Origin of the sequence: Martinezella calliandrae (genome assembly GCF_030272695.1) — a bacterium.
Taxonomy (GTDB): Bacteria; Pseudomonadota; Alphaproteobacteria; order Rhizobiales; family Rhizobiaceae; genus Rhizobium; species Rhizobium calliandrae.
In genome coordinates this window covers 64113-87959 of record NZ_JARFYN010000027.1, presented here as the reverse complement: position 1 = coordinate 87959, position 23847 = coordinate 64113, and the positions used below count along the sequence as shown (strand labels likewise).

The following is a 23847-nucleotide window of genomic DNA, read 5'->3' as shown; positions in this document are numbered from 1 at the left end:
TGTGGAGAGGAACGCTCTGGCGCGGGACGCAAGCCCCGCGTGAAACGAGCCTCGATGCGACAAGTCGTGGACTTGCGCGGGAAGCAGGAACCAGACAACAAGACGGCGGCGTAGCTTTAATCAGCTATGCACTGGTTTGTTTAGGTTCTGGAGAGCGGTGAGCGTTAACCGACAGCTTGCTTGCTTAGCATCACCGAAGCGCCGCTGATCCGGATCAATAGTGCGTAACATAGCATCGATAGGGGTGGTATCGCCCTGCGCACCACGCATAATGACCCGACTGATGATAGTAGGTCCGGTGATAGTAGTGGGGTTGCGAATAGTAGTGGGGCTGGGCCACGAGAGCGCCAATCAGGGCTCCTGCTCCAAACGCCGCTAACGGAACCCAATCGTCGTTGTGGTGGTGATAGCCGCCGTAGTAGCCACCACAGCCGTGGTAGCTGCCACAGCCGTCATGCCACCCGCCCCAGCCGCCGCTGCCGTGGCCACCACTCCAGCCGCCGTGCCAGTCGACTACTTGGATATTGTGTGTCGGTCCGGCCGCGACGAATTCCTGGATCTCCGGCATGGGCATCGCATGAACCGATCCGGAGGTAAAGGCAGCAATCGCTGCCGCCCTGGCAATTAGTGAAACGAAACTGCGCATTTGCGCCTCCTTTCTATACCGAAACTTACGGATTGTAACACAAAGCAGCGATAAGAGGATTGGACTTTGGTCCCAGAGCGAGCTGTGCGGCCACCGGCCGTCCCGCAGTCCGACTAGGGATATCGGTTCCGGCGACCGTGGCCGCCCTCAGAAGGGCTTCCAGTTTCCCAAACATGGCAGATTCATTGAGACGGCCAAAAACTTCATGGTAATTCTACCCATACTATTCCCAGGCGTAAGACTGGGGAATGGCTGAAAATTTGATGTGTCCATGCGCGCAATGACAGCGGCAGGGCGGACCGTTTGTCCCTCCTTGTCAATGCCGCGTGAATTTTCCTCAGAAGTGCCGAAGTAAAATTCCCCATTTATGCCGACGTGGACGTCAGGGAAAATTGGGTATTTTTTGGTGGCCGACCGTGCAACTAGTTCCAGAGACGGCTTATCCGGATCTCGTCTATTATGCGCCCGGTAACAGTCGCGGGATGTGCCGCGAGAGCCGACCCTTCGACACTTTGGAAGCGATCGCCGCCGCGATCGCCGCTGACAAAAATGATTTCACGACATCTATCGGGCACGATCACCGCTTTACGCTGATTTCGCTGCAGTCGTTCCTGATCAATATCGAATTCGCGACATGTCCGGTGCCTGCCTAATGCCGGCCGCTGCCCAATGCCGGCCGCTGCCCAAAAGAGGCGACCATCGCGCTCCCGCATCTCTGCCGCCTGTGTCGAAACCAGACCCACCGCTGGAGCGACCGATGACCCTCTCGCAATCCGAAAGCCGCATCGGCGAACTCGAAAATGCTCTCGCCGAACGGCATGAGGTGGTCGGCAGCCTTGATGCGCATATCGCGAAGACGGCAGTCCGCGTCGCCAACCTTGAGCATGAGATCAACGCCAGCCACGTCTCCCTCGCGGCGCAGAAGGAACTGCTGGCCTCGCGCCTCAACGCCACCGCCATGCGCCGCCAGATGGTCGACATGGAGATCCGACATGCCGCCGAGCTTGCCGAAGCTCAGGCGACGATCAATACCCCGATCTCCTCCGGTGCCGAGAGCGCAAATGCAACCGACAGGTTCGTCGGCAATATGCTCGACCAGATCGCCACGCTGCAGCAGGAGAACGATGATTATCGCAGCGCCACGCCTTTGATCGATGAGCTCTATGAGGATCTCGACCCAGCGGAAGAGAAGATCGAGCGGCTGGAACTCGCCCTCGTGTCCGCGAAACTTCCAGGCGGCATTCGGCCGAACTAGAAGCTGGCTCGGGCGACCCGGGCCAGCCTCATCATGTGCGCGGTCAATATGGTTGACCGTGCGCGCTGTCGTTGTTGCCTACGACGATGAGCACGATGGCAGAAGACTCATAAGATGCCACTAAGCTACAGAGCTAATGGATTGTTTATGTTTCAGGTCGATTTCTCATTACTCTGCCAAACGCATTTCTTAGCAATACATATTGCGTTACATTTTCAATACTAAAGTAACGTCGAACTATACTTCTGGTCTACTACCCTCTTCGAGATGAGTTTGAACCGGCTATGGAAACAGGCCCGTTCACGCGAACAGGCTCAGCCTTGGATGCCGAAGGAGCGACCGAAGGAAACGTGCAATGGACCATTAAAAGTTATTGACCCGACATTCCCCGTGTGAACCACGGACAACGGATCCGAGGCACACCACACCTTTGGGCACCCGTGTCGCCGTCTCTGCGAGACTGTGGTGAGCGTCGATCGGTGCATTCGTGAACGTGCCCGCGCTGGATCAGCGGTTCAAAGTCGCCCCTAGCCATCTCAAGCGACAGAAGATGGCGGACTTCAGACACATCAACGACGCGGGCTACATCATCAGTAATGACAAATCGTCCCACGCGACGACAATGTTATCCGATCGCCAGATCGGTCCAGGATCGGCATAGAGCCCAATCATCCGTCCGCCCAGCGACTGATAGAATGCGATCGCCGGATCGTTGCCGACGACAACCCCCAGCGCGGCGCCGGGATAATGCAGGCCGGCAAGATATGCTGCCAGTTTGCCCATTAGACGGCGGCCGACACCCCTGCGCTTAATAGCAGGATCGACATAGAGAGACCGTACTTCCCCCCGCCCTTCGAAGGCGGCCTGCGATGGCGCGCCGATGCCAACCAAGCGATTGCCCTGTTCAGCGACGAGTACCAGCTGATGACGATCGGGTTTGGCCAATGCAGCCGCCCATTTGGCTTCCCGGTAGGCTTCATCAAGCACACGAAACGCTTCTACCGGCGCAAGCTCGCGGTAGGTGTCACGCCAAACGGCCACATGCAGTACGGCGATTGCCGTGGCATCAGCGACGGCTGCCGGTCGTATCCGGATGTCCTCCTGCTCCGCCATCAGTTCCGCAACCGATAGCCCGTCTTGAATATCCAGCCCAAGGTCGCGAGGCAGATGACGAGGAAAAACGTGATCATGCCAAGGCTCAGCACCGGATTGACGTCGGCGATGCCAAAGAAGCTCCAGCGGAAACCGCTGACAAGATAGAGCACGGGATTGAGGTGGCTGACAGCCTGCCAGAAGGGCGGCAGCATGTTGATGGAATAGAAGCTGCCGCCGAGGAAGGTCAGAGGCGGCACGACCAGCATGGGGATGAGGTTGAGCTGCTCGAAATTCCCAGCCCATATGCCGATCATGAAGCCGAACAGGCTGAAGGTCACCGCCGTCAGCACGAAGAACAGGATCATCATGAAGGGATGCTGGATGGTGATGTGCACGAAAAAGTTCGCCGTTAGCAGGATGATCAGCCCGATTAGCATGCCTTTGGTCGCGGCGGCGCCGACATAGCCGAGGATGATTTCCACCATGGCGATCGGCGCGGAAAGAACCTCATAGATCGTGCCGGTGAACTTCGGAAAATAGATACCGAAGGAACCGTTGCTGATGCACTGGCCGAGCAGCGTCAGCATGATCAGGCCCGGCGTGATGAAAGCACCGTAAGAGACGCCCTCCACCAACTGAATTCGCGAGCCGATCGCCGCACCGAAGACGATGAAATAGAGCGAGGTGGAAATGACCGGCGAGACGACGCTTTGCAGCAGAGTGCGGCGCGTGCGGGCCATCTCGAAGGCATAGATGGATTTGATCGCCTCGAAGTTCATTTGTCCTCTCCCACCAGCGATACGAAGATGTCTTCAAGCGAGCTCTGCCGCGTCGACAGGTCCTTGAAATGAATGCCCTCTGCCGCTAGGCGCGACAGCAGCGCCGCAATGCTCGATTGCTCGTGCTCGGCATCGTAATCATAGACCAATGTCGTGCCATTCGGCCCCAGCGACAAGCCGTTGCCGTCCAGACAATGCGGAACGGCGCCCAGCGGCTCCATCAGGTCGAGGATCAGCTGCTTGCGGCCGAGCTTGGCCATTAACACCTTCTTCTCCTCCACCAGCAGCAGCTTGCCGTCATTGATGACGCCGACGCGGTCGGCGATCTCTTCGGCTTCTTCGATATAGTGCGTCGTCAGGATGATGGTGACGCCGGAAGCCCGCAGCCGTTCGACGACATGCCACATATCTTTGCGGAGCGTCACGTCGACGCCCGCCGTCGGCTCGTCTAGAAAGAGGATCTCCGGCTCGTGCGACAGGGCTTTCGCGATCAGGACGCGCCGCTTCATGCCTCCGGAGAGCTGGCGCAGCATATTGTCCCTCTTGTCCCAGAGCGACAGATCGCGCAACACCTGTTCGATATGCGCCGGATTCGGCTTCTTGCCATGCAGTCCGCGTGAAAAACTGACCGTGTTCCACACCGTCTCGAACTGGTCGGTCGTCAATTCCTGCGGCACTAGGCCGATCATCGTACGCGTAGCACGAAACTCCCTGACCACATCATGGCCGCCGACGGTTACTGTGCCGGTGCTCGGATTCGCAATCCCGCAAACGATGGAGATCATCGTCGTCTTGCCGGCGCCGTTCGGCCCGAGCAGCGCCAAAATCTCGCCCCGCTCGACATCAAGATCAATGCCTTTCAGTGCCTGAAACCCGTTGGAGTAGGTTTTGGTAAGGTTACGAATAGAAATGATCGGGGCCATGATGCAGGCGAAGTCCGGCTTTTCTGATGAGTTTTGCGGCGTTTGCCCGCTATATAGCCGCCCGGCGGCTTTTACCACCCCGTGGGAATGGAACAGTGCGTTCGCTTAAGGACAAGAAACAGTACGAAATCTGTCATCAAATGGTGACCTTCGTCGGGCATATATTTGCTTAGGTGAGCAACGACTGTCGCACTCCGCCCAACGCCTCTTGGTGACAGCGTCGGCGCGCCTCTGATACTTCAATATTGATTGCCATCGCATCCATATTGCACACGTCATTGCAACATGAAGTTTCTTTTCCGGAGCCAGCAAAGATCCCCTGTCGTTGCTGAGCGCCACTCCAGCCGGCCAAGCGCCGGCTTTTCTTTTTGCCGGCTACAGATCGGGAAACTACCAGTTGCCTCGGCAATTTACCAATTGCCGTTGACGCCACACCCTGCCGGCGGCAGCGTCTTGTTTTCGAAGCGCGCCCTCAGCATCGCGCAGCCTTTTTCGCGGATCGGGCCTGGCATCATCGAGTTGAGGCTGATGCCGACTTCATCGAACGGGTTGTCGGCATAGGCGACATAGGCATACCAGCGTCCGCCGATCACGACAATGATCGCAACGAGAGCGGCAATCAGCGCCTTCCCCAGACCTCTCTTCTTTCTCGGTACCTCTGCCATCCAATAGGCTCCCTGTCTCGGCAACCGCAGTTAACTGTGAACTCGTCCGGAGGTAAACCAGCTGCACCCCCGGTAAATCCGCCGCGAACCTGGCATTACAGGCTGCAGTAGCGCCGCCCGCCCCCGCGATCCCTGAGATCGAAGTGGAAATGGTTCCAATGCTCGGCGTTGCTGCCCGGGCCGAGCACCGTGTCGAAATACTTGCAACTGTCGCTGCGCACCGCCTTTAGCAGCCCGCCTTCACGGAAGGAAAACAGCCCTTTCTTGCGGACATCGATCACATGGCCGTTCTTCAGGATGAAGGTACCGACATCGATCGCATTGCCATGGGCGTGCTCCGACATTGGATTGTAGCGTTGGTGGCTATTGTTCATCCGCCGACAGGAATAGCCGCCGAGCGGCACGATGGTGCCGATGCCCGTCCAATAGCGCGTCCGGGCGGCCGGCGCCAATTCGTTCTTTACCCATTTGGCAAAGGCAAGCGTCACCTGACAGTTCAGTGTCACTGCCGGCTTGACAGCGATGTTGCCGGAGAGCCCGCTCAGCGAAATCGGATAGGGAACCTGGCAGGCCGGGCCATCGGAAATCGCCGGCTTGTCGTTATAGACGACGCCCAACCGCTGTAATTCTTGCCGGCAGGCAATCTCCGAAGCAGGCATCGCTCCGCCGGGCAACGATTGCGGCGCCTCCTCCTGCTGTTCGATCCGCGGCATCGGATTGCCGACGCGTGGCAGCATAGCGACCTGCGTGCCCGACTGCTGGCGCCGGATCGGCGACTGGTTAAGTTCGGCCTGTGCGGTGGGGCGTTGAATGATGGAGCGTTTGGCCTGTACCGGCGCGTCCGTGCCGATACCCCCAACGACGGGTTGGTCGGTCTCGCCTTCGGCAATATTTTGCTCTTCCTCCTGGGCCAGTCCGACGACCTGTTCGGACTGGGCCTCCTCATTCGGTCCGACGCCGAGCTCGGCGTCCATGTTGACGCCTTCGGAGGGCACGTCCGACTGCTGCGCCAAACCCTGCTCCACGTCCGTGGTTGTCACGGCCTCATTGCCGCTACCCATCGGCAGACGGCCCTGTTTTCCGGCGGCCGAGGCTGGCATCGACGTCGCGCTCTGCCGATTGCCGGAAAGATTGTAGCTGTTGGCGTAGTTGGCTCTAGCGGAATTAACGGGGGCTTGGTCGCCCTGATAGCTGAACTGCCTCGGCGCTACGCTGCGATGTGGCGTAATCGAGCCGACACGTGCGCTGCTGTCGATGTTCGAGGGCGGCACCAGGCTGTCGGCCGTACAGGCGACCAGTGTCGACGACACCAGCAACGGCAATGCAGCCCGCCGCAGAAAGGACAAATACACCATGCTCCAGATCGGCTCCTGCTGCCCCAGCCACGGTCGGCAACTATTACTAAACTTAAATAAAAACGGTGAATGAATACTTACCGGCCAATGGAGGGCGGACAGCGCAGGCGGTCCCAAAGAGCGCGAAGCGTTTCGAAAAGACCGTCTTCAATCGACAGACCTGTTGTCGAACGCGAACGAAGTCTTCCCCATCGCAGCTCGATTGCGTAGGCTCAGCGCCGGAATCAAGGGCTTTGTCGATAGGAGCGAGTGAATGAACGACAGCGTCAGGCCGAAAGGCGAGTTGACTTTACGCACACTGGCCATGCCTGCCGACGCCAATCCTGCCGGCGACATTTTCGGCGGCTGGGTCATGGCGCAGATGGACTTGGCAAGCGGCATTCGCGCTGCCGAGCGGGCCCGTGGCCGTGTCGTCACCGCTGCCGTCAAGGAAATGGCTTTCGAACTGCCGGTCAAGATCGGCGATACGCTGAGCGTCTATACCCATATAGAACGTGTCGGCCGCACCTCGATCACACTCAACGTCGAAGCTTGGGCGCATCGCTCGCGCTACAACAAGTTGGAGAAGGTTACGGCCGGCACCTTCATCATGGTGGCACTCGACGAGAACGGCGCGCCAAAACCCGTCCCCTCGGAAAGCTGACGGGATGGAAGCTGCACGCACGCCCGAGGTTTACGTCTATATCCGGACTGTCATGAGTATGGTGATCGGGCTTTCGCTTGCCCAGCTCCTGATGCGCCTCGCCGGTTTCGTGCAATCGCCTGGCAAGCACCGCGTCTATCTGGTCCATATCGGCTGGATAGTGTCGATGTTCCTGTTCATTATCCATTTCTGGTGGTGGGAATATCGCTTGCAATCGGTGGCAGAAATAGGCTTCGGCGTCTATCTTTTCCTGATCTGCTTCTGCTGCCTATTCTATTTCCTCTGCGTGCTGCTGAACCCTCCCTCGATCGAGGACTATGGCGGCTTCGAGGAGTATTTCATCTCCCGCCGACGCTGGTTCTTCGGGCTCCTCGCTGTGACCTACGCGGTCGATCTCGGCGATACGCTTTTGAAGGGCGAGGTTTATTTCCGGTCGCTTGGTTGGGAATACCCGATCCGCAATGTTGTTTACATCTTGCTGTGCATCGTCGCCGCCATCACCGCCAATCGCCGCTTCCAGGCTGCGTTTGTGGCGATTGGGCTGATCTACCAGATTACCTGGATCTTCCGTCTTTATGATGTGCTCTCGGGTTGATCGAGAGCCGGCCATGCAGGCAATAGCGCCGAACCTGGCGATGTCGGTAAAATTGCTGCCATCTCCATATTCTACAAACCTCGATAATAGCTTGCAGGCGGGAGGACGTAGCTTTGAAGTTCAGCAGCTTTGCATTGGGATTAGCGCTTACACTTTCATGTACTTCGCTTGCTTATGCTGATGATCCCTCGCCGGGTAACGAGCAAAGCGCCGGGTTGGGTCATTGTCCAGTTGCTGACTTCTTTTACTGCCATAAGCCGATAACTTTGCCTCTAGGGGCGTCTTGCTCCATCGCCCGGCGCATTATTTAGTATTCACATATGAAGAGATCACGAGTTGAGGGATAGATCGTGCATTTCAACAGGATGGCCATCGGATTGCTTTTTACGCTGGCGGGTATCGGCATTGCCTATGCCGATCTCGGACAGGACGCCTACAACCGGGGTGACTACAAGGCGGCGCTGGACTATTGGCGCCCGCTCGCAAAAAAGGGCGATGCAGCCGCGCAACTGAAACTCGGCGAAATGTATGAAGACGGTGACGGCGTCGAGAGGGATCTCACGCAGGCTCTCAACTGGTATCGCAAGGCGGCCGACCAGGGAAATGCCCAGGCTGAGTTCAACGTCGGCACCATGTATGACCAAGGCGAAGGTGTTGCAACCGACGACGCTCAGGCCGTCGTTTGGTATCGCAAGGCCGCCGAACAAGGCTATGGCGACGCCCAATACAACCTCGCTTTGATGTACGACAATGGCGAAGGCGTGCAAGAGGACAAGGCGCAAGCCTTCATCTGGTACAGGAAGGCAGCCGACCAGGGTGACGCCGATGCGCAGTTCAACGTCGCGGACATGTACGACCATGGCGAAGGCGTCAACCAGGACAAGACCGAGGCGATCGCCTGGTATCGCAAATCCGCCGATTTGGGCAACGCCGACGCGCAATACAATCTCGGCGTTATGTACGACGAAGGCGACGGTGTGTCCCCAGACGATCGCCAGGCAGTAACCTGGTACCAGAAGGCCGCCGACCAGGGCAAAATCGAAGCGGAATACAATCTCGCCATAATGTACCGCGACGGTGAGGGCGTGCCCAAGGACGGCAATCAGGCCGCCTCATGGTTCCGCAAGGCAGCCGATCAAGGTGACGCAGATGCGCAATATAGTCTCGGCACCATGTATGCCGATGGCGACGGAATTGCTGAAGACGATGCTGAGGCCGTTGTCTGGTTCCGCAAAGCGGCGGATCAAAACGATGTCGAAGCGCAATACAATCTCGGCGTTATGTATCGTGACGGCGAAGGCGTCGCCAAGAACGGGCAGGAGGCGGTCGACTGGTTCGAGAAAGCCGCCGCCCAGAACTATGTCGATGCTGCCTTCAACCTCGGCGTCATGTACCGCGATGGCGATGGCGTGCCGGTGGACTGGGCGAAATCCTTCGAATGGTTCGACAAGGCCAAGGCCATGGGCGATAACGACAATGAGCCCGATGATAATGAGGGCAGGCCGCCGCAGACGAAGAGCATCCCGATTTGAGCTTTGCGATGCACGACGAACCGCTGCGAGCCTTGCGCCGGCACCGCGGCGAGCTTAAAGCATGTCGCGCAAATTGCCCCGCGGTTTTGCGATAACGACATGCGCAAAATCAAAAACCTAAAGCGCAGGGAGCGATCTTAAAGATCGCGACGCGCTTTAGCTCTTGGCCGAACAGGAATTACGGATGGGAGGTCGCCGATGCGGCTCAGACAGATAGGCCTCGGAGTAACGCTGGCGCTCTCGATCGCCTTCCAGGCGCACGCCGATGACGGGCAAACCGCCTATGATAAAGGCGATTATGCCGGTGCCCTAGCCTATTGGCAGCCTTTGGCAGACAGAGGCGACGCTGCATCGCAGGATGGTATCGGCAGCCTTTATGCACTCGGAAAAGGCGTCCCGCAGGATTATGCCCAGGCCATCGCATGGTTTGCCAAGGCCGCCGATCAAGGTCTGCCCAAGGCGCAATTCCATCTTGGCTTCGCTTATCTGCGTGGCGATGGGGTCACGAGAGACCGCAACATGGCGCTAGGCTGGTTTCGCAAAGCAGCCACCCAGGGCTATCAGCCGGCGCAAAGCATGCTCGATCACATGAATTGAGCGGGAACACTACGGCTTAGAGCATATCCCCCAGACTCCAATGATTGTTCCAGCGGGCGTCGATTTCGTCCTCGACATTCTGGTAGCGGATATCGGTCGAGAGGCGCAGGCGGCCGAGCGGGTCGCGATTGGTCGTAGACGCATGGATCATGTAAGGACTGTGCAGCATGATATCGCCGGCCTCATAATCGGCGGCGAGCCAGCGTGTATTGAAGCGCTCCGCCATGTCGGGCAGATCCTTGGAAACCCAGCCGCCTTCGGTCATGTTCTTGTTGAAGGCGCTAATGCGTTCCTCCGGCGTGAGCGACGCAGCCTTGATCGCAAATTCCTTCTCCATATCGGCGCCGATCCGGTGTGATCCCTCGAGATAGACGAGGCCGCCCATGTCGACCGGAATGTCGCCGATCGGTATCCAGGCCGTGACGATGCGGCTCGTGCCGCCGCGCAGATAGACCAGATCGTAATGTGCAGGGGTGACGACACCGGTATTCGGCCGGGTAAAGCGCATGATCTTGCGCTTGTGCAGATAGGAGATGCCCTCAAGGAATTCATCCATGAACGAAGCCAGCCGCGGCTGGGTGCAGAAGCCCTCATAGGCAACCGAACGTACGAGCGCCATCAGCCGCCGATCGGCGAGTGCCTTGTCGGCTTCCCCCTTGGCGGCAATGCCAGTCACAGGGTCGAAGCCGGGTTGAAGCAGCCCCGTGTCCATGAGATGCGCAAACACCCAGGCGCGAAAATCGAGCACATCCTGCCGCTTCAGAAATTTCTTGAGCCAGAGGTAGCCATGCTCCTGATATTGCGCGCGAAGCGTTGCCATATCAGTTGCGGCATCGGTGGGTTCGAGATAGCCGAAACGGTTCTTTGCCATCGACAGGATCTTGCCGTTTGCCTCAAGCGGCGCCAATCCGGACGCTGCTTCATCCAGCACTGAGCCCAACGAACCCGACATCTCAGCTCTCCCGGAATATGTCACTCGCCAGTGACCTCTCCTCAAAGGCTGGACCGGCAACATATTATTCATAAGATGAATGGATACCGCTGCCTAGCGGTTTTCTGCTCTTTGGACGCATCCGGACAATCTATCCCCTGATCGTCTGGCGCGGCCAAATGATTCATGACCACTTCAGCGACCGCAAAGCGATGAGGGGTTCAGTCGTCGCGCCTCATCTTTGCCGCAGAGGCTTGATTGCTAGATCGGCTGGAGACGTGGAAGAGTAAAACAAATAATCTCGTATCTTACCCACCAAGGATTTTACCCGCCAAGGATCGACCGTCGTGATCAAAAAGTCCCCGATATTGTCCTCTTCGCTCTTTCCGTCGCTTCGCATGGCAACGCTGGCCGTCGCCTTCGCCCTGCCGCTTTCGCCCCTGCCCACAGCATCTGCACAGGCTGAGACCGCTCCCGGCTCCTGCTGGTCGCTGCTGCAAAGCAAGTTCGGTCCGCAGATAGAGAAATCGGTGAACGAGGCCGACCCCTGCAAGAAGCTGCCGGGACTGGACCATAAGGAGAAATTCGAAGTCAAGTCACTCGACGTCTGCAGCGCCGGCGGCGGTGTGCAGATCAACGCCCGCGCCGATCTTGCTTGCAAGTCGCACGGCATCGTCCAGGCGACCGTCAAAGGACAGCTCGAGGCCTCGGTGACGGTCGATGCCGGCGCCTGCAAGATCACCGATTCCCATGTCGGTGTCAGCGGACCGATCGGCGACCTTGTCTCGCAGGTGGGTGGACTACAGGAACTGGCCCGCAGCTTTGCACAGGCGAAGATTTCCGAAATCTGCGGCAAATAAGGCCGGAGGCCGGCGGCTCCTGGCCGCCGGCCATGCTTCGACGAGGGCTGCGATCAGATTGGCATCGCGCCTTGCGACTCCTCCGTCCCCTTCCCGCCGAAGCGGACGTCCTTCTTCTCGAAACCAAAACCGGAAAACAGCGCCACGACCACGGCGACAATGACCAAGACGATCAACATCGCAAAGGCATAGTCGCCGTTCCAATGCGCCGCTAGGCCCGCCTGGATCGTTGCATTGCCGGAGGCCAGCAGGTTGCCGAGCTGATAGGCGAAACCAGGGAACGTCCCGCGCACCTCGTCGGGCGACAATTCGTTGAGATGCACCGGCACGATGCCCCAGGCGCCTTGCACGAAGAACTGCATTAGGAATGCGCCAATGGCGAGCAGCACCGGCCCCTGTCCATAGACCCACAGCGGTGCGACCGGGATCGCCAAAACCGAAGCGATGACGATCGCCCGCCGCCGGCCGATACTCTGAGACAGGGCCCCGAAGAACAAGCCGCCAATCATTGCTCCGATATTATAGACGATGGCGATAGCGCCGACGGTGTAGCTGTTGTACGGCCGCTGCACCTGGAGGAAGGTCGGATAGAGATCCTGCGTACCGTGACTGAAGAAATTGAAGGCGGTCATCAATACCACCGCCCACAGGAATAGTGGGATGTTCTCGCGCAACACTGCGAGGAAAGGCCTTTGCGGTACCGCCTGCCGTTGCAGGAAGGCCGGCGATTCCTGCACGTTACGGCGGATGTAGAACACCAGCAGCGCCGGCAAGGCACCGACCATGAACATGCCACGCCAGCCGATGATCGGGAACAGCAGGAAAAACAGGATCGAAGCCAGCAGATAGCCGGAGGGATAGCCCGCCTGCAGAATGCCGGACACGATGCCGCGCGACTGCGCGGACACGGTTTCCATCGTCAGCGACGCGCCGACACCCCATTCGCCGCCCATCGCAATGCCGAAAAGAGCCCTGAGTACCAGGAACATTGTCAGCCCGGTCGAAAAGCCGGTGAGGAACTCGAACAGCGAATAAAGCAGCACATTCGCCATCAGGGTCACGCGGCGGCCGAAACGGTCGGCAGCAAGCCCGAAGACCAGCGCCCCGACCGCCCGCATGGCGAGCGTCAGGAAGATCGCCACCGACACCGTCGGGACATCCGTATGAAACTCCTCTGCGATATATTTGAGAACGAAGACCAATATGAAGAAATCGAAGGCATCCAATGTCCAGCCGAGATAAGCGGCAAGGACGGTGTGGCGTTGTTGTGGGGACAAAGAGCGCAAACTATCCAATGCTGACATCATGGTCCTCCTCCGACCGGATGGCGGCGGCGAGGCGGGCAATTCCGGATGCCGTCGAAATAAGGGGGGCCGACATTGCGGTCGGGCTTTCTCGACGCTGCGCGGCTCCCGCTCCGATGCGCGCGCAAGGGTAGTGTCGCGGATATCTCGGACAGCCAGTCCCCAACGCATCTAACTTATGCCGGTTCCATCACATTTCGCGTGATATGTTTTGCGTGGCAGGAAGTGGAAAAATCTACCTTCTGTTTCCCTTTTGTACTCTCCCCCCTTCACATCGGCTCTGACTCCCTCCATATTCCGCCCATGGCAAAATCACCGAAGAAATCCCCCGCCCCGAACGGTTTCGAAGAGGCGCCGCAGGCACCATTTGAAGGCGCGCCGCAAACGGGCAGCGTCGCAGATTGGGTCAAGCAGCTCGAAGTCGAGGCTGAGGCCACCAGCGTCGAAAGCCAGCGCGAGATCGCCTCCAAGGCCGGCAAGCACCGCAAGAAGGTCGAGATCACGGCGGGCAAGACCGCGCGCGGGGTCTCCCTCGGCGGCTCGACCGATCCGAAGACGCGCGCTGCGGCCGGCCTCAATCCGGTAGCGGGCCTGGATATCGCGCTTGAGGATGCCGACAAGATTTCGCCCGGCGGCGTCACCGCAACGGTCGAGGCGCTGTCGGCGCTGATCGAGAGCGGCAACCCGCTACACAAGAACGGCAAGATCTGGACGCCGCACCGCCCTGCCCGGCCGGAAAAATCCGAAGGCGGCATCGAGATCCGCATGAGCTCCGACTATCAGCCGGCGGGAGACCAGCCAACCGCGATCCGCGATCTCGTGGAAGGCCTGGAAAGCGGTGAACGCAGCCAGGTGCTGCTCGGCGTCACCGGCTCCGGCAAGACCTTCACCATGGCCAAGGTCATCGAAGCGACGCAGCGCCCCGCTGTCATCCTGGCGCCGAACAAGACGCTGGCGGCGCAGCTCTATTCCGAGTTCAAGAACTTCTTCCCCGACAACGCGGTCGAATATTTCGTTTCTTACTACGATTACTACCAGCCGGAAGCCTATGTGCCGCGCTCGGATACCTATATCGAGAAGGAATCCTCCATCAACGAGCAGATCGACCGCATGCGTCACTCGGCGACGCGTTCGCTGCTGGAACGCGACGACTGCATCATCGTCGCCTCGGTCTCCTGCATTTACGGTATCGGCTCCGTCGAGACCTATACTGCCATGACCTTCCAGATGAATGTCGGCGACCGGCTGGACCAGCGCCAGCTCCTGGCCGACCTCGTGGCGCAGCAATACAAGCGCCGCGACATGGACTTCATCCGCGGCTCCTTCCGCGTCCGAGGCGATACCATCGAAATCTTCCCGGCCCACTTGGAGGATGCCGCCTGGCGCATCTCCATGTTCGGCGACGAGATCGACGCCATCACCGAATTCGATCCGCTGACCGGCCAGAAGACCGGCGACCTAAAATCGGTGAAGATCTACGCTAATTCGCACTATGTCACGCCACGCCCGACGCTCAACGGCGCCATCAAGGCGATCAAGGAGGAGCTGAAGCTCCGCCTCGCCGAGCTGGAAAAGGCCGGCCGCCTGCTGGAGGCGCAGCGCCTGGAGCAGCGCACGCGTTACGATGTCGAGATGCTGGAAGCCACCGGCTCCTGCCAGGGCATCGAGAACTATTCGCGCTATCTCACCGGCCGCAATCCCGGCGAGCCGCCGCCGACCCTGTTCGAATATATCCCCGACAACGCCATCATTTTCATCGACGAAAGCCACGTCACCGTGCCGCAGATCGGCGGCATGTATCGCGGCGACTTCCGGCGCAAGGCGACGCTCGCCGAATACGGCTTTCGCCTGCCCTCCTGCATGGACAACCGGCCGCTGCGCTTCGAGGAATGGGACGCGATGCGGCCGGACACCATCGCCGTGTCGGCCACACCCGGCGGCTGGGAGATGGAGCAATCGGGCGGCGTCTTCGCCGAACAGGTCATTCGACCGACCGGCCTGATCGACCCGCCGGTAGAAGTCCGCTCCGCCCGCACCCAGGTCGACGACGTCTTGGGCGAAATCCGCGAGACCGCCGCCAAGGGCTATCGCACCCTCTGCACCGTGCTGACCAAGCGCATGGCCGAGGACCTGACGGAATATTTGCATGAACAGGGCGTGCGCGTCCGCTACATGCATTCCGACATCGACACGCTGGAGCGCATCGAGATCATCCGCGATCTTCGCTTGGGTGCTTTCGACGTTCTCGTCGGCATCAACCTGCTGCGCGAAGGCCTCGACATTCCCGAATGCGGCTTCGTGGCCATCCTCGATGCCGACAAGGAAGGCTTCCTGCGCTCGGAGACCTCATTGATCCAGACGATTGGCCGCGCGGCGCGTAACGTCGACGGCAAGGTCATCCTCTATGCCGACACCATTACCGGCTCGATGCAGCGGGCGATGGACGAAACCAGCCGCCGCCGCGAAAAGCAGATGGCCTATAACGAGGAAAACGGCATCACGCCGGAATCTGTGAAGGCGAGGATTTCCGACATCCTCGACAGCGTCTACGAGAAGGACCACGTCCGCGCCGATATCGGTGGCGCGTCCGGCAAGGGCTTCGCCGATGGCGGCCACCTCGTCGGCAACAACTTGCAGACCCATCTCAATGCGCTGGAAAAATCCATGCGCGACGCCGCAGCCGACCTGGACTTCGAAAAGGCGGCCCGGCTACGCGACGAAATCAAGCGTCTCAAGGCCGCCGAACTCGCCGTCATGGACGACCCGATGGCCCGCGAGGAGGCAAGGAGCATCGAGGGCGGCAAAGGCGGCCGCTCCAATCCTTCGAAGCTCCGGGCTTCAATCGCCGCGCCTCAGGATCTGGACGGAGCAGGCACGGCATCAGGAGTTAGCCCTCATGGTGAGGCGGCAGGCCCGCCCGTCTCGAACAAAGAGGCAGAGACGCAGCGCTCCTATTTCGCCAAACCCAGTCTCGACGAGATGCGCTCCGGCAGCGACGCCGGCACGCCCCTCTTCCGCAAAAACACCCTCGATGAAATGACCGTCGGCAGGACGGAAAAACCGGTCCTCGGCAAGGTACCGGAAAAGCCGATCATTCGAGCAAAGCCGGGTGTGGGGTCCTATGAGGATGCGGTGGACGAGAAGCAGCGCAAGGGCCGGACCAAGGGGAAGACGGGTCGACCTGGACGGTAAGAGGTTTTCAGTTTTCTGGCGGCAGCTTATGGGCCAGAAGAGGCCCTTGAGCTTTGGTGGCATCGCCACTGAATTGCGAAAAAATGCTGTCGATGGCGGCATGCGAGCATTTCCTCCGTCCTTGCAGCCGCGACCGCCTCGTTTTCTCAGGCGCGCCCTCCCGCGCCGTGTTTGACACCCGCCCCATGAAACCTTTCGATTTTTAAGCCGTTGTCGCGCTATGACCGACGCTAAATCCAATCCAATATCGGTCGGGGGCAACAACCCGCACGGTAAAGAGCAGTCGCACCCCGAAAAGGCCTCGACTGCCGAGGTCGTGTCGCCGCCAGATGTCGTCGAACCCGACCCAAAACTGACACCTGGGGAGGCAGAGCAGGCGCGCAAGAGGTATTTGCTCGCGCGTTTCTGGATCAGCGCGCGCGGTTATTGGGGCCGCGGCGGCGACCGGCTCGCTTGGCCGTGCTCAATCGGGCTTTTAGCCCTGATCGGCACCAATGTTGGCCTCCAATATGGAATCAATATCTGGAATCGCGCAATTTTTGACGCCATAGAGCTACACAATGCCGGCACCGTCTATTTTCTAAGCGCTGTATTCCTGCCGCTCGCGCTCGGAAGCGTCGCCCTCGGTGTCATGCAAGTCTCCCTTCGCATGACGATCCAACGTCACTGGCGTTCCTGGCTCACGACCGCCGTCCTCACACGCTGGCTCGCAAATGGCCGTTACTATCAGCTGAACTTGATCGGCGGCGACCACAAGAATCCCGAAGCCCGCATCTCGGAGGATTTGCGGATTGCCACGGAATCACCCGTCGATTTCATCGCCGGTGTCATGTCGGCCTTTCTGTCGGCCTCGACCTTCATCATTGTGCTCTGGACAATCGGCGGGGCACTCACCCTGACCATCGCCGGTTCGCTCGTGACCATTCCCGGCTTCCTCGTCGTCACTGCGGTCCTCTATGCCGCGATTACGTCCAGCTCGATGGCAGTCATCGGCCGTCATTTCGTTCATGTCTCAGAGGTCAAGAACCAGGTGGAAGCCGAATTTCGTTACACGCTGACGCATGTGCGGGAAAACGGCGAGAGCATCGCATTGCTCGGCGGTGAAGAGGAGGAGCGCAGTGATCTCCAAAAGACCTTCGCCAATGTGCTCCGGCAATGGGCGCTCCTTGCGCGCCAACACATGCGCACGACGCTTGTGTCGCAGGGGTCGAGCCTGTTTGCGCCGGTGGTGCCGATTTTGCTTTGCGCTCCAAAGTTTCTCGAAGGCAGCATGACACTTGGGCAGGTCATGCAGGCTGCCTCTGCCTTTGCGATCGTTCAGAGCGCGTTCGGCTGGCTGGTCGATAACTACCCTCGTCTGGCCGATTGGAACGCCTGCGCACGGCGCATTGCTTCGCTGATGGTCTCGCTTGACGGGCTCGAGCGCGCGGAACAAAGCGACGCCGTGGGACGCATCAAGCACGGTGAAACCGAAGGCGAAGCGATGGTCAGCCTGAACGAGCTCTCCGTGTCGCTTGACGACGGCACTGCTGTGGTCAAGGAAACCCAGGTGGTGGTCGAACCCGGCGAGCGGGTGTTGGTGGCCGGAGAATCCGGTACGGGAAAGAGCACGCTGGTGCGGGCCATCGCCGGTCTTTGGCCTTGGGGTGACGGCAGCATCGACTTTCGCGCCGACAGACGACTGTTCATGCTACCACAACGTCCTTATATCCCCTCCGGGACGCTTCGCCGTGCCGTCGCTTACCCGAGCGCCGCCGACAGCTGGACGCTCGATGAGATCAAGGCCGCACTCGAAAAGGTCGGGCTCGACTATCTAAACGACAAGATCGAGGACGACGCGCCATGGGACCAGACGCTGTCTGGTGGCGAAAAGCAGCGGCTCGCGTTTGCGCGTCTCCTGCTGCACAATCCCGATATCATCGTACTGGATGAGGCAACATCAGCGCTCGATGAGAAGAGTCAGGATAAGATGATGGAGACGGTGATCCGCGAATTGCCGAAGGTCACCATCATCAGCGTGGCGCATCGCGCCGAGCTGGAAGCCTATCATAGCCGCAAGATCACATTGGAGCGGCGCGAGGGCGGCGCGAAGCTTGTCAGTGATATTGACCTTGCCCCGCACAGGCGACGAGGGAGTATGGTTTTACGCTTTTTGGAGAGCCGTCGCGCTCTGCCAAAAGGGAGCACGACCTCAGGTAAAGAGACGCTATCCCAGGATAGAAATTGAGCTCAGTCTGCCGGCTTTCGGGAAGGACTTAGGCAAGCGTCCCGGGCATCTTGTCACCGGACGGAGTCATCCATCCAAAGTCCTTTTAAAATGGGGTTCTCACTGAAGACTCGAGGCCGGACGCCGCCTGCCCGATCGCCGCCTTAAGACAAGCCGACGCATCGCCCTCACGGCTAATCGGCAAGGCGATTGCAGGAGCCGGGTTGTTTAAGCCCAAGCGGACGCGCGTTCCATTCTTTGCTATAGTCTCAGGTAGCCAAGACAGGTCCGACGACACGGCCAAACCTGATCGATTGCTGAAGCGCAGGTGCCACATGACTGACGTTCAGGAAAGGCTCCTTGAAAGCAAAATCACTGAGATCGAGCAGGCCCGGTCCTGGAGTCCCCTCGTCATCTCCAAATTCGAATCACTGATCCGCAGCGGCGACGATTTGTCCCTTTACCGCGTCAATCCCCTCGCATTCGCACGCGACCGCGCCATCTCGGAGGCGGAAAGTATTGATCTGTTTCTCCATGCCACCCGAAGCGGATTGTTCGCGATGAGCTGGGACGTCGTGTGCCCGCAGTCCGGTATGGTGCTCGACAGTTTCGGCGCCTTGCGAACGTTGAAGACCCACTATGTCTGCGGTCTGTGCGATGTCAGCGGTGAAACCAATCTCGACGACTTCATCGAGGTCACCTTCACCGTGTCGCCACACCTGCGCCGGCTGGCCTTTCATGACCCCGGCTCGCTCTCGGTCGAGGATTTTCACTGGAAGGCGCGATTCCTGAGCGACGCACGGATACCCGGCCAACAAGTCCGCTTTCTCAATGTCCTGCAAGGACTGGTTCGCGGCCTCTCTTTCCTGCCGCCCGGTTCGATCACGACGTTGCGGGCGGACCTCGGTCCCGGCGCCCTGGCAGGCGTCAATGTCCAGACCCAGGCCGGTTTCGCATTGCCGATCGCAGGCGAGACCGTAACAGACCCGACACGCCTGCGGATCGGCTATGACGGGCAACGGTTTTCCGCTTCGCTGCCGGCAGTGCCGCCCGGCCCCGTTATCATCGAAGTGCAGAACACCGGTGCCGTACGCGGCTCGTTGCTGCTTATCAATTGGCCACCCGAAATCCTGGCGCAGACGATCAAGCCGGTTCTCGACTTCGATCCCTACATGTCGGCCGGGATGCTGCTTGCCCGACAGACCTTTCGGCGCCTGTTCCGCACGGAAAACGTTGACGAGAAGGAAGGTCTGGGTATCCGTCAGGTGACCCTGCTGTTCACCGACCTCAAGGGATCGACCGCAATGTATGAGCGGCTTGGCGATCTCAATGCGTATGCGCTGGTTCGCGAACATTTCGCATTGCTCGGCGCGACGGTGCAGGAGCATTCGGGCGCGATCGTCAAGACAATCGGTGACGCCGTAATGGCTGCTTTCCACAACCCGGCCGATGCAGTCTCGGCCGCGCTGCACATTCTGGGGGTTATCGAGCGCTATAATGCTGCTCATGGCGACCCCAGCCTCATTTTGAAGATCGGAGCCCATTGCGGTCCTTCGATCGCAGTGAGCTTGAACGAAAACCTCGACTATTTCGGCCAGACCGTCAATGTTGCCGCACGCGTGCAGTCGCTGGCTGGCGCAGGGGAAATTTGCATTTCCGAAGCGCTCTTTTCGGCGCCGGGCGTCGGCCCTCTGCTTGCCGGGCATAGGTTGGTTGCCTTCGATGCTCCGCTTCGCGGAGTTGAAGGAACTGCGTGCGTTTATCGCGTGATGCCCAATTAGTCGTCGTGGAGGTCAACAGGTCTTCGCCGATTGTGTGGCGAACTAGCCTGATGGCGGACAGCCGGGGAGCCCGATCGACCCTTTCCACGTCCCGGCCGTCATCACGAGGAACACAGCGGGAAACGGCCACGTCGAAGCCGTAGCGGCTGGGAGGTTCTGCTATCTCTTAAATGCATGCCAAGGAGACAAGCTAGGAGACAAGCGGCCGCCAAGCCACCCCATCATCTGTGTTCCGTCATGGCACACCATGGCGTCGAGACAACGGATCATTTCCAACCCCTTGAAATTCCCGCCCTATCTGGCGCCGTTCTCGCTTTGCCCCAATATTCCCCCTTGCCTTTTGTCGCAAATCCTGTCACCCATATGCCCGCTCGGGCATTTGCTTGCCGGTGACTGGACTGATTTGGCAATGCCGACTGCGCGAGGCAGCCTCAGAGGTTTATCCTCTGCGTAGACGTTCTTTCCCCGTACGTGACTTCTCGACTGGTCTTTGCGTAGGGCAAAGACTAAACCGCTCGGGGCAGCCCGGGCAGACATCAGACTGAAGGGAAAAGGACTATCCCAATGGCCACCAAGGGCATCGTAAAGTTTTTCAACCAGGACAAGGGTTTTGGTTTCATCACCCCGGACGGCGGCGCTAAGGACGTATTCGTCCATATTTCCGCTCTCCAGGCCTCCGGCATCCAGTCGCTCCGCGAAGGCCAGCAGGTCACCTTCGACACCGAGCCGGATCGTATGGGCAAGGGCCCGAAGGCTGTCAACATCCGGGCTTCCTAAGTCTGAGTTGATACCTGGCTAAAGTTTCGAACGGCGCGGTGAAAACCGCGCCGTTTTTTTGCGTTTGTGGGGGTATCCCAAGCCATGGGTCGTTCGGTACGACAAGCGCGATGGCCTATCTCACCTGGCGGGCGACAAAGCAATTTCTTTCTTTTTGGGAATTTCGACCCCCAGATCCCGCAAAAACAAAGACTTAGAAGAGGAGCGAAACCTCATCTAAGCCTAGGTTTTTGCTTTCTCGCCCGCCAAGGGCGAGCAGGCGGCGTGCCCTTACGCGCTTACGCGCTCGCCCTCGCCGACAAAATCCACCGCCGCGAATGCCGCCGCGATCACCTCCGGCCCCGCGCCCGGCTTGTTGGCGTCGGTGGAGAGGATTTGCCGGTAGCGGCGTGAGCCCGGCAGGCCGGCGAACAGGCCGACCATGTGGCGGGCGACATGCTGCAGGCGGCCGCCATGGGCGATATGGCGCTCCGCATAAGCCATCATGCGGTCACAAAGGCCGCTCCAATCCGGCTCGATCGCCGGTTCGCCATAGAAGCGATGATCGACATCGGCGAGAACGGCCGCGTTCTGATAGGCGGCGCGCCCGAGCATGACGCCGTCCACATGGGCAAGATGTGCTTGCGCCTGGTCCAGCGTCTGTATACCGCCGTTGATGCCGATGAATTCATTGGGCCAACGCTCTTTCATCCGGTAGACGATGTCGTAGTCCAGCGGCGGAATCTCCCGGTTTTCCTTCGGCGACAGGCCCTTCAGCCAGGCCTTGCGGGCATGGATCCAGATCGCATCCGCGCCGGCGTCGAGCACGCGGGTGATGAGATCGGGCAGCGCCTGTTCCGGCGCCTGCTCATCGACGCCGATTCGGCATTTCACCGTCACCGGGATCATGGAAACCTTCTTCATCGCCGCAATACAATCCGCCACCGTCTCCGGCGTCAGCATCAGGCAGGCGCCGAACGTGCCGGACTGCACGCGATCCGATGGGCAGCCGACATTCAGATTGATCTCGTCGTAATCATAGGCCCCGGCGATCCGCACGGCTTCGGCAAGCTTGGCGGGATCGGAGCCGCCGAGCTGCAGCGCCACGGGATGCTCGCTGGCATCATGACCGAGCAGCCGGTCGCGTGGCCCGTGGATGATCGCATCCGCCACCACCATCTCGGTATAGAGCAGCGCGTGGCGGCTGATCTGCCGGTGCAGATACCGACAATGCCGATCCGTCCAGTCGATCATGGGTGCAACGGCAAAAACCGGCTTGCGGCTATAGAGGCCATCCGCCGGCACTCCGGGCTTTTCTGCCGATTTTGTCATGTCTTGTCTCATCGCATAAACTTTGTTCTGGCCCGCTCGAAGCGTCTGTTGCTGCGTCAAAGCGACCTTAAAAAGCTGATAGCAACAAGATGGGCACGATTTCGAGAGGCGATATACAGCAGAGATAGGAATAAAGCGAGATGGCGTCAAAGTTCAAACGAGGCGGCAAGCCCTCATCTGCGAGAGCGTGGCACTGGCTGACCACAACGTGACTGCAAGCATCAGCGCTTTGCCGCCGCGAGTTCGGTCTTAGGTTTCAGCAGGGTGACGAGTAGCAGGCCGACGATGATGATCGCCGCGCCTTCGAGATGATAGAACTGCAACTGCTCGCCAAGAAGCAGATAGGCGAGCACGGCGGTGAAGATTGTCTGGAGGTAGAGCATCACGCCCGCCCGGGCCGCACCCAGAGCCTCGACGCTTCGATTGAAAAGATAATAGGTCAGCGCTCCGCCAGGTATCGCTACATAGGCGAGAGCGATCAGGCCGTTGCCGTTGAGTGCGGAGCGCTCGTCGGACGCAAGCTCCCAGATATAGAAAGGCAGCGCCGTGAGCACCGCGGCACCGAGCAGCAACACCAGGAGCGCAAGGCGCTCTATGTCGAATTTGGCGCGGCGGAGCAGAACCGTATAAAGACTGAAGCAGAAGGAGCCGGCGACGATCCACAGCTCCGAGGGATTGATATCGAGGCGCATCAAAGCGGCCGGACTGCCCTTGACGACGATGGTCACGATCCCGAGAAAAGCGATCAAAGATCCCGTCACCTGCCAGGTTCCCATCGGCTCGCCCAGAATGAGGCGGGCAAAGATCATGGTGATGATGGGGATCAGAGCCATGATAATGCCGGCCGTCGTGGCGTCCGCATGTTCCAGGCCGGTGAAGAGCAGGCCCTGGCAAATCGCAAGCCCGATGCCGCCAATGCACAGCAGTTCGAGCGGACGAGCCCGCGCAAGGCCAACCATGGCGCCAAAATGCCGGCGCACGATCGGCAGCAGGATCGCGCAGGCGATCAGCACGCGCCAGAAGCAAAGCGCGAAGGGCGGCATTTCGTGAGACACCCATTTCGCGGCGATATAGACGCCAGCCGACAGCAACCAGCAGACAACCGCCACGCAATAGGCCGACGCAAGCGAATTGCCCGCCGCCTGTCCCGTGCCGTCGCGATTGATGTGGACCCCCAAAACATTTATCGCCATGGTTTGGTTATGCCACAATTCCCATCATCTCGACAATCGACAGGGGCTGAGCGGGGGCGGGCCAGGGCAAACGTCCTGCCACTGTTCCTCAGAGTGTCAGCGCAAAACCCTCGACGCTTTATACTCAAACCTTTCCGAAGGTTGGTTTTCTCCTCTGCCCCATTGGTGCTAGGTTGGCGTTGGAACCGGAAGACATGGATCTTCTGG

The 23847-nt window shown here is 59.4% G+C and carries 21 protein-coding genes; 11 read left to right on the top strand and 10 right to left on the bottom strand.

The window, feature by feature from the left end; all coding sequences use genetic code 11:
* Positions 1-214: 214 nt before the first annotated feature.
* On the bottom strand, positions 215-646 hold the full coding sequence (locus PY650_RS20395; protein WP_285881362.1) for a BA14K family protein: 432 nt from the start codon (positions 644-646) through the stop codon (positions 215-217).
* A 416-nt stretch (positions 647-1062) separates the two neighbouring features.
* On the opposite strand from PY650_RS20395, the gene PY650_RS20390 reads away from it, so the two are divergent.
* Together PY650_RS20390 and PY650_RS20385 are read left to right on the top strand one after the other, a co-directional pair.
* On the top strand, positions 1063-1299 hold the full coding sequence (locus PY650_RS20390; protein ID WP_285881361.1) for a hypothetical protein: 237 nt from the start codon (positions 1063-1065) through the stop codon (positions 1297-1299).
* A 104-nt stretch (positions 1300-1403) separates the two neighbouring features.
* Positions 1404-1901, top strand: coding sequence for a hypothetical protein (locus tag PY650_RS20385; protein WP_285881360.1), 498 nt, complete (start codon positions 1404-1406; stop codon positions 1899-1901).
* 582 nt (positions 1902-2483) lie between these two features.
* On the opposite strand, the gene PY650_RS20380 is transcribed toward PY650_RS20385, so the two are convergent.
* The 5 genes from PY650_RS20380 to PY650_RS20360 all read right to left on the bottom strand — a co-directional run bounded on the left by PY650_RS20380 (position 2484) and on the right by PY650_RS20360 (position 6718).
* Entirely contained in the window at positions 2484-3014 is a 531-nt protein-coding gene (locus tag PY650_RS20380; RefSeq protein WP_285881359.1) for a GNAT family N-acetyltransferase, read from the bottom strand.
* A complete protein-coding gene (locus PY650_RS20375) occupies positions 3014-3775 on the bottom strand; it encodes an ABC transporter permease (RefSeq protein ID WP_285881358.1) in 762 nt (253 codons plus the stop codon). The genes PY650_RS20380 and PY650_RS20375 overlap by 1 nt, the downstream gene beginning before the upstream one ends.
* Complete coding sequence (locus tag PY650_RS20370; RefSeq protein ID WP_285881357.1) at positions 3772-4698, bottom strand: ABC transporter ATP-binding protein; 927 nt, start codon at positions 4696-4698, stop codon at positions 3772-3774. Before PY650_RS20370 ends, PY650_RS20375 begins: the two co-directional genes overlap by 4 nt.
* Before the next feature lie 410 nt (positions 4699-5108).
* The gene (locus tag PY650_RS20365; RefSeq protein ID WP_285881356.1) at positions 5109-5363 is read right to left on the bottom strand and encodes a hypothetical protein; all 255 of its coding nucleotides are present in this window, start codon (positions 5361-5363) and stop codon (positions 5109-5111) included.
* Positions 5364-5458: 95 nt separating this feature from the next.
* Positions 5459-6718: an extensin-like domain-containing protein gene (locus tag PY650_RS20360; protein WP_285881355.1), complete on the bottom strand. Its 1260-nt coding sequence runs from the start codon at positions 6716-6718 to the stop codon at positions 5459-5461.
* Positions 6719-6971: 253 nt separating this feature from the next.
* Between PY650_RS20360 and PY650_RS20355 the strand changes: the two genes are divergently transcribed.
* From PY650_RS20355 to PY650_RS20340, 4 genes are all read left to right on the top strand, one after another.
* Positions 6972-7361: an acyl-CoA thioesterase gene (locus PY650_RS20355; RefSeq protein ID WP_285866506.1), complete on the top strand. Its 390-nt coding sequence runs from the start codon at positions 6972-6974 to the stop codon at positions 7359-7361.
* A 4-nt stretch (positions 7362-7365) separates the two neighbouring features.
* On the top strand, positions 7366-7956 hold the full coding sequence (locus tag PY650_RS20350; protein WP_285881354.1) for a hypothetical protein: 591 nt from the start codon (positions 7366-7368) through the stop codon (positions 7954-7956).
* A gap of 350 nt (positions 7957-8306) precedes the next feature.
* Positions 8307-9488 carry an SEL1-like repeat protein gene (locus PY650_RS20345; RefSeq protein ID WP_285881353.1) on the top strand — a complete coding sequence of 394 codons (1182 nt, stop codon included), beginning with the start codon at positions 8307-8309 and terminating at the stop codon, positions 9486-9488.
* A gap of 198 nt (positions 9489-9686) precedes the next feature.
* Positions 9687-10085: a tetratricopeptide repeat protein gene (locus PY650_RS20340; protein ID WP_285881352.1), complete on the top strand. Its 399-nt coding sequence runs from the start codon at positions 9687-9689 to the stop codon at positions 10083-10085.
* 16 nt (positions 10086-10101) lie between these two features.
* Here the strand turns inward: PY650_RS20340 and PY650_RS20335 are convergent, their stop codons facing one another.
* Complete coding sequence (locus PY650_RS20335; RefSeq protein WP_432761555.1) at positions 10102-10956, bottom strand: phytanoyl-CoA dioxygenase family protein; 855 nt, start codon at positions 10954-10956, stop codon at positions 10102-10104.
* A 407-nt stretch (positions 10957-11363) separates the two neighbouring features.
* Here PY650_RS20335 and PY650_RS20330 point away from each other — a divergent pair, with 407 nt between their 5' ends.
* Positions 11364-11876: a hypothetical protein gene (locus PY650_RS20330; protein WP_285881350.1), complete on the top strand. Its 513-nt coding sequence runs from the start codon at positions 11364-11366 to the stop codon at positions 11874-11876.
* A gap of 53 nt (positions 11877-11929) precedes the next feature.
* On the opposite strand, the gene PY650_RS20325 is transcribed toward PY650_RS20330, so the two are convergent.
* Entirely contained in the window at positions 11930-13180 is a 1251-nt protein-coding gene (locus PY650_RS20325; protein WP_285881366.1) for an MFS transporter, read from the bottom strand.
* A 303-nt stretch (positions 13181-13483) separates the two neighbouring features.
* Here PY650_RS20325 and uvrB point away from each other — a divergent pair, with 303 nt between their 5' ends.
* From uvrB to PY650_RS20305, 4 genes are all read left to right on the top strand, one after another.
* The gene (gene uvrB / locus PY650_RS20320; RefSeq protein ID WP_285881349.1) at positions 13484-16372 is read left to right on the top strand and encodes an excinuclease ABC subunit UvrB; all 2889 of its coding nucleotides are present in this window, start codon (positions 13484-13486) and stop codon (positions 16370-16372) included.
* Positions 16373-16592: 220 nt separating this feature from the next.
* A complete protein-coding gene (locus PY650_RS20315) occupies positions 16593-18599 on the top strand; it encodes an ABC transporter ATP-binding protein/permease (protein WP_285881348.1) in 2007 nt (668 codons plus the stop codon).
* Positions 18600-18913: 314 nt separating this feature from the next.
* Positions 18914-20359, top strand: coding sequence for an adenylate/guanylate cyclase domain-containing protein (locus PY650_RS20310; RefSeq protein ID WP_285881347.1), 1446 nt, complete (start codon positions 18914-18916; stop codon positions 20357-20359).
* Between the two features lie 564 nt (positions 20360-20923).
* Complete coding sequence (locus tag PY650_RS20305; RefSeq protein ID WP_285881346.1) at positions 20924-21136, top strand: cold-shock protein; 213 nt, start codon at positions 20924-20926, stop codon at positions 21134-21136.
* A 270-nt stretch (positions 21137-21406) separates the two neighbouring features.
* Here PY650_RS20305 and dusA read toward each other — a convergent pair whose 3' ends face one another.
* Both dusA and PY650_RS20295 read right to left on the bottom strand, forming a co-directional pair.
* Positions 21407-22447, bottom strand: a complete 1041-nt coding sequence (gene dusA, locus PY650_RS20300; RefSeq protein WP_285881345.1) for a tRNA dihydrouridine(20/20a) synthase DusA — start codon at positions 22445-22447, stop codon at positions 21407-21409.
* 221 nt (positions 22448-22668) lie between these two features.
* Entirely contained in the window at positions 22669-23640 is a 972-nt protein-coding gene (locus PY650_RS20295) for a DMT family transporter (protein WP_285881344.1), read from the bottom strand.
* Between the last annotated feature and the right edge of the window lie 207 nt (positions 23641-23847).

Bases quoted from the DNA above. Each gene is read 5' to 3' on its own strand.
- PY650_RS20395 (WP_285881362.1), bottom strand. From the start codon at position 646: ATGCGCAGTTTCGTTTCACTAATTGCCAGGGCGGCAGCGATTGCTGCC.
- PY650_RS20385 (WP_285881360.1), top strand. From the start codon at position 1,404: ATGACCCTCTCGCAATCCGAAAGCCGCATCGGCGAACTCGAAAATGCT.
- PY650_RS20380 (WP_285881359.1), bottom strand. From the start codon at position 3,014: ATGGCGGAGCAGGAGGACATCCGGATACGACCGGCAGCCGTCGCTGAT.
- PY650_RS20375 (WP_285881358.1), bottom strand. From the start codon at position 3,775: ATGAACTTCGAGGCGATCAAATCCATCTATGCCTTCGAGATGGCCCGC.
- PY650_RS20370 (WP_285881357.1), bottom strand. From the start codon at position 4,698: ATGGCCCCGATCATTTCTATTCGTAACCTTACCAAAACCTACTCCAAC.
- PY650_RS20365 (WP_285881356.1), bottom strand. From the start codon at position 5,363: ATGGCAGAGGTACCGAGAAAGAAGAGAGGTCTGGGGAAGGCGCTGATT.
- PY650_RS20360 (WP_285881355.1), bottom strand. From the start codon at position 6,718: ATGGTGTATTTGTCCTTTCTGCGGCGGGCTGCATTGCCGTTGCTGGTG.
- PY650_RS20355 (WP_285866506.1), top strand. From the start codon at position 6,972: ATGAACGACAGCGTCAGGCCGAAAGGCGAGTTGACTTTACGCACACTG.
- PY650_RS20350 (WP_285881354.1), top strand. From the start codon at position 7,366: ATGGAAGCTGCACGCACGCCCGAGGTTTACGTCTATATCCGGACTGTC.
- PY650_RS20340 (WP_285881352.1), top strand. From the start codon at position 9,687: ATGCGGCTCAGACAGATAGGCCTCGGAGTAACGCTGGCGCTCTCGATC.
- PY650_RS20335 (WP_432761555.1), bottom strand. From the start codon at position 10,956: ATGGCAAAGAACCGTTTCGGCTATCTCGAACCCACCGATGCCGCAACT.
- PY650_RS20325 (WP_285881366.1), bottom strand. From the start codon at position 13,180: ATGTCAGCATTGGATAGTTTGCGCTCTTTGTCCCCACAACAACGCCAC.
- uvrB (WP_285881349.1), top strand. From the start codon at position 13,484: ATGGCAAAATCACCGAAGAAATCCCCCGCCCCGAACGGTTTCGAAGAG.
- PY650_RS20315 (WP_285881348.1), top strand. From the start codon at position 16,593: ATGACCGACGCTAAATCCAATCCAATATCGGTCGGGGGCAACAACCCG.
- PY650_RS20310 (WP_285881347.1), top strand. From the start codon at position 18,914: ATGACTGACGTTCAGGAAAGGCTCCTTGAAAGCAAAATCACTGAGATC.
- PY650_RS20305 (WP_285881346.1), top strand. From the start codon at position 20,924: ATGGCCACCAAGGGCATCGTAAAGTTTTTCAACCAGGACAAGGGTTTT.
- dusA (WP_285881345.1), bottom strand. From the start codon at position 22,447: ATGACAAAATCGGCAGAAAAGCCCGGAGTGCCGGCGGATGGCCTCTAT.
- PY650_RS20295 (WP_285881344.1), bottom strand. From the start codon at position 23,640: ATGGCGATAAATGTTTTGGGGGTCCACATCAATCGCGACGGCACGGGA.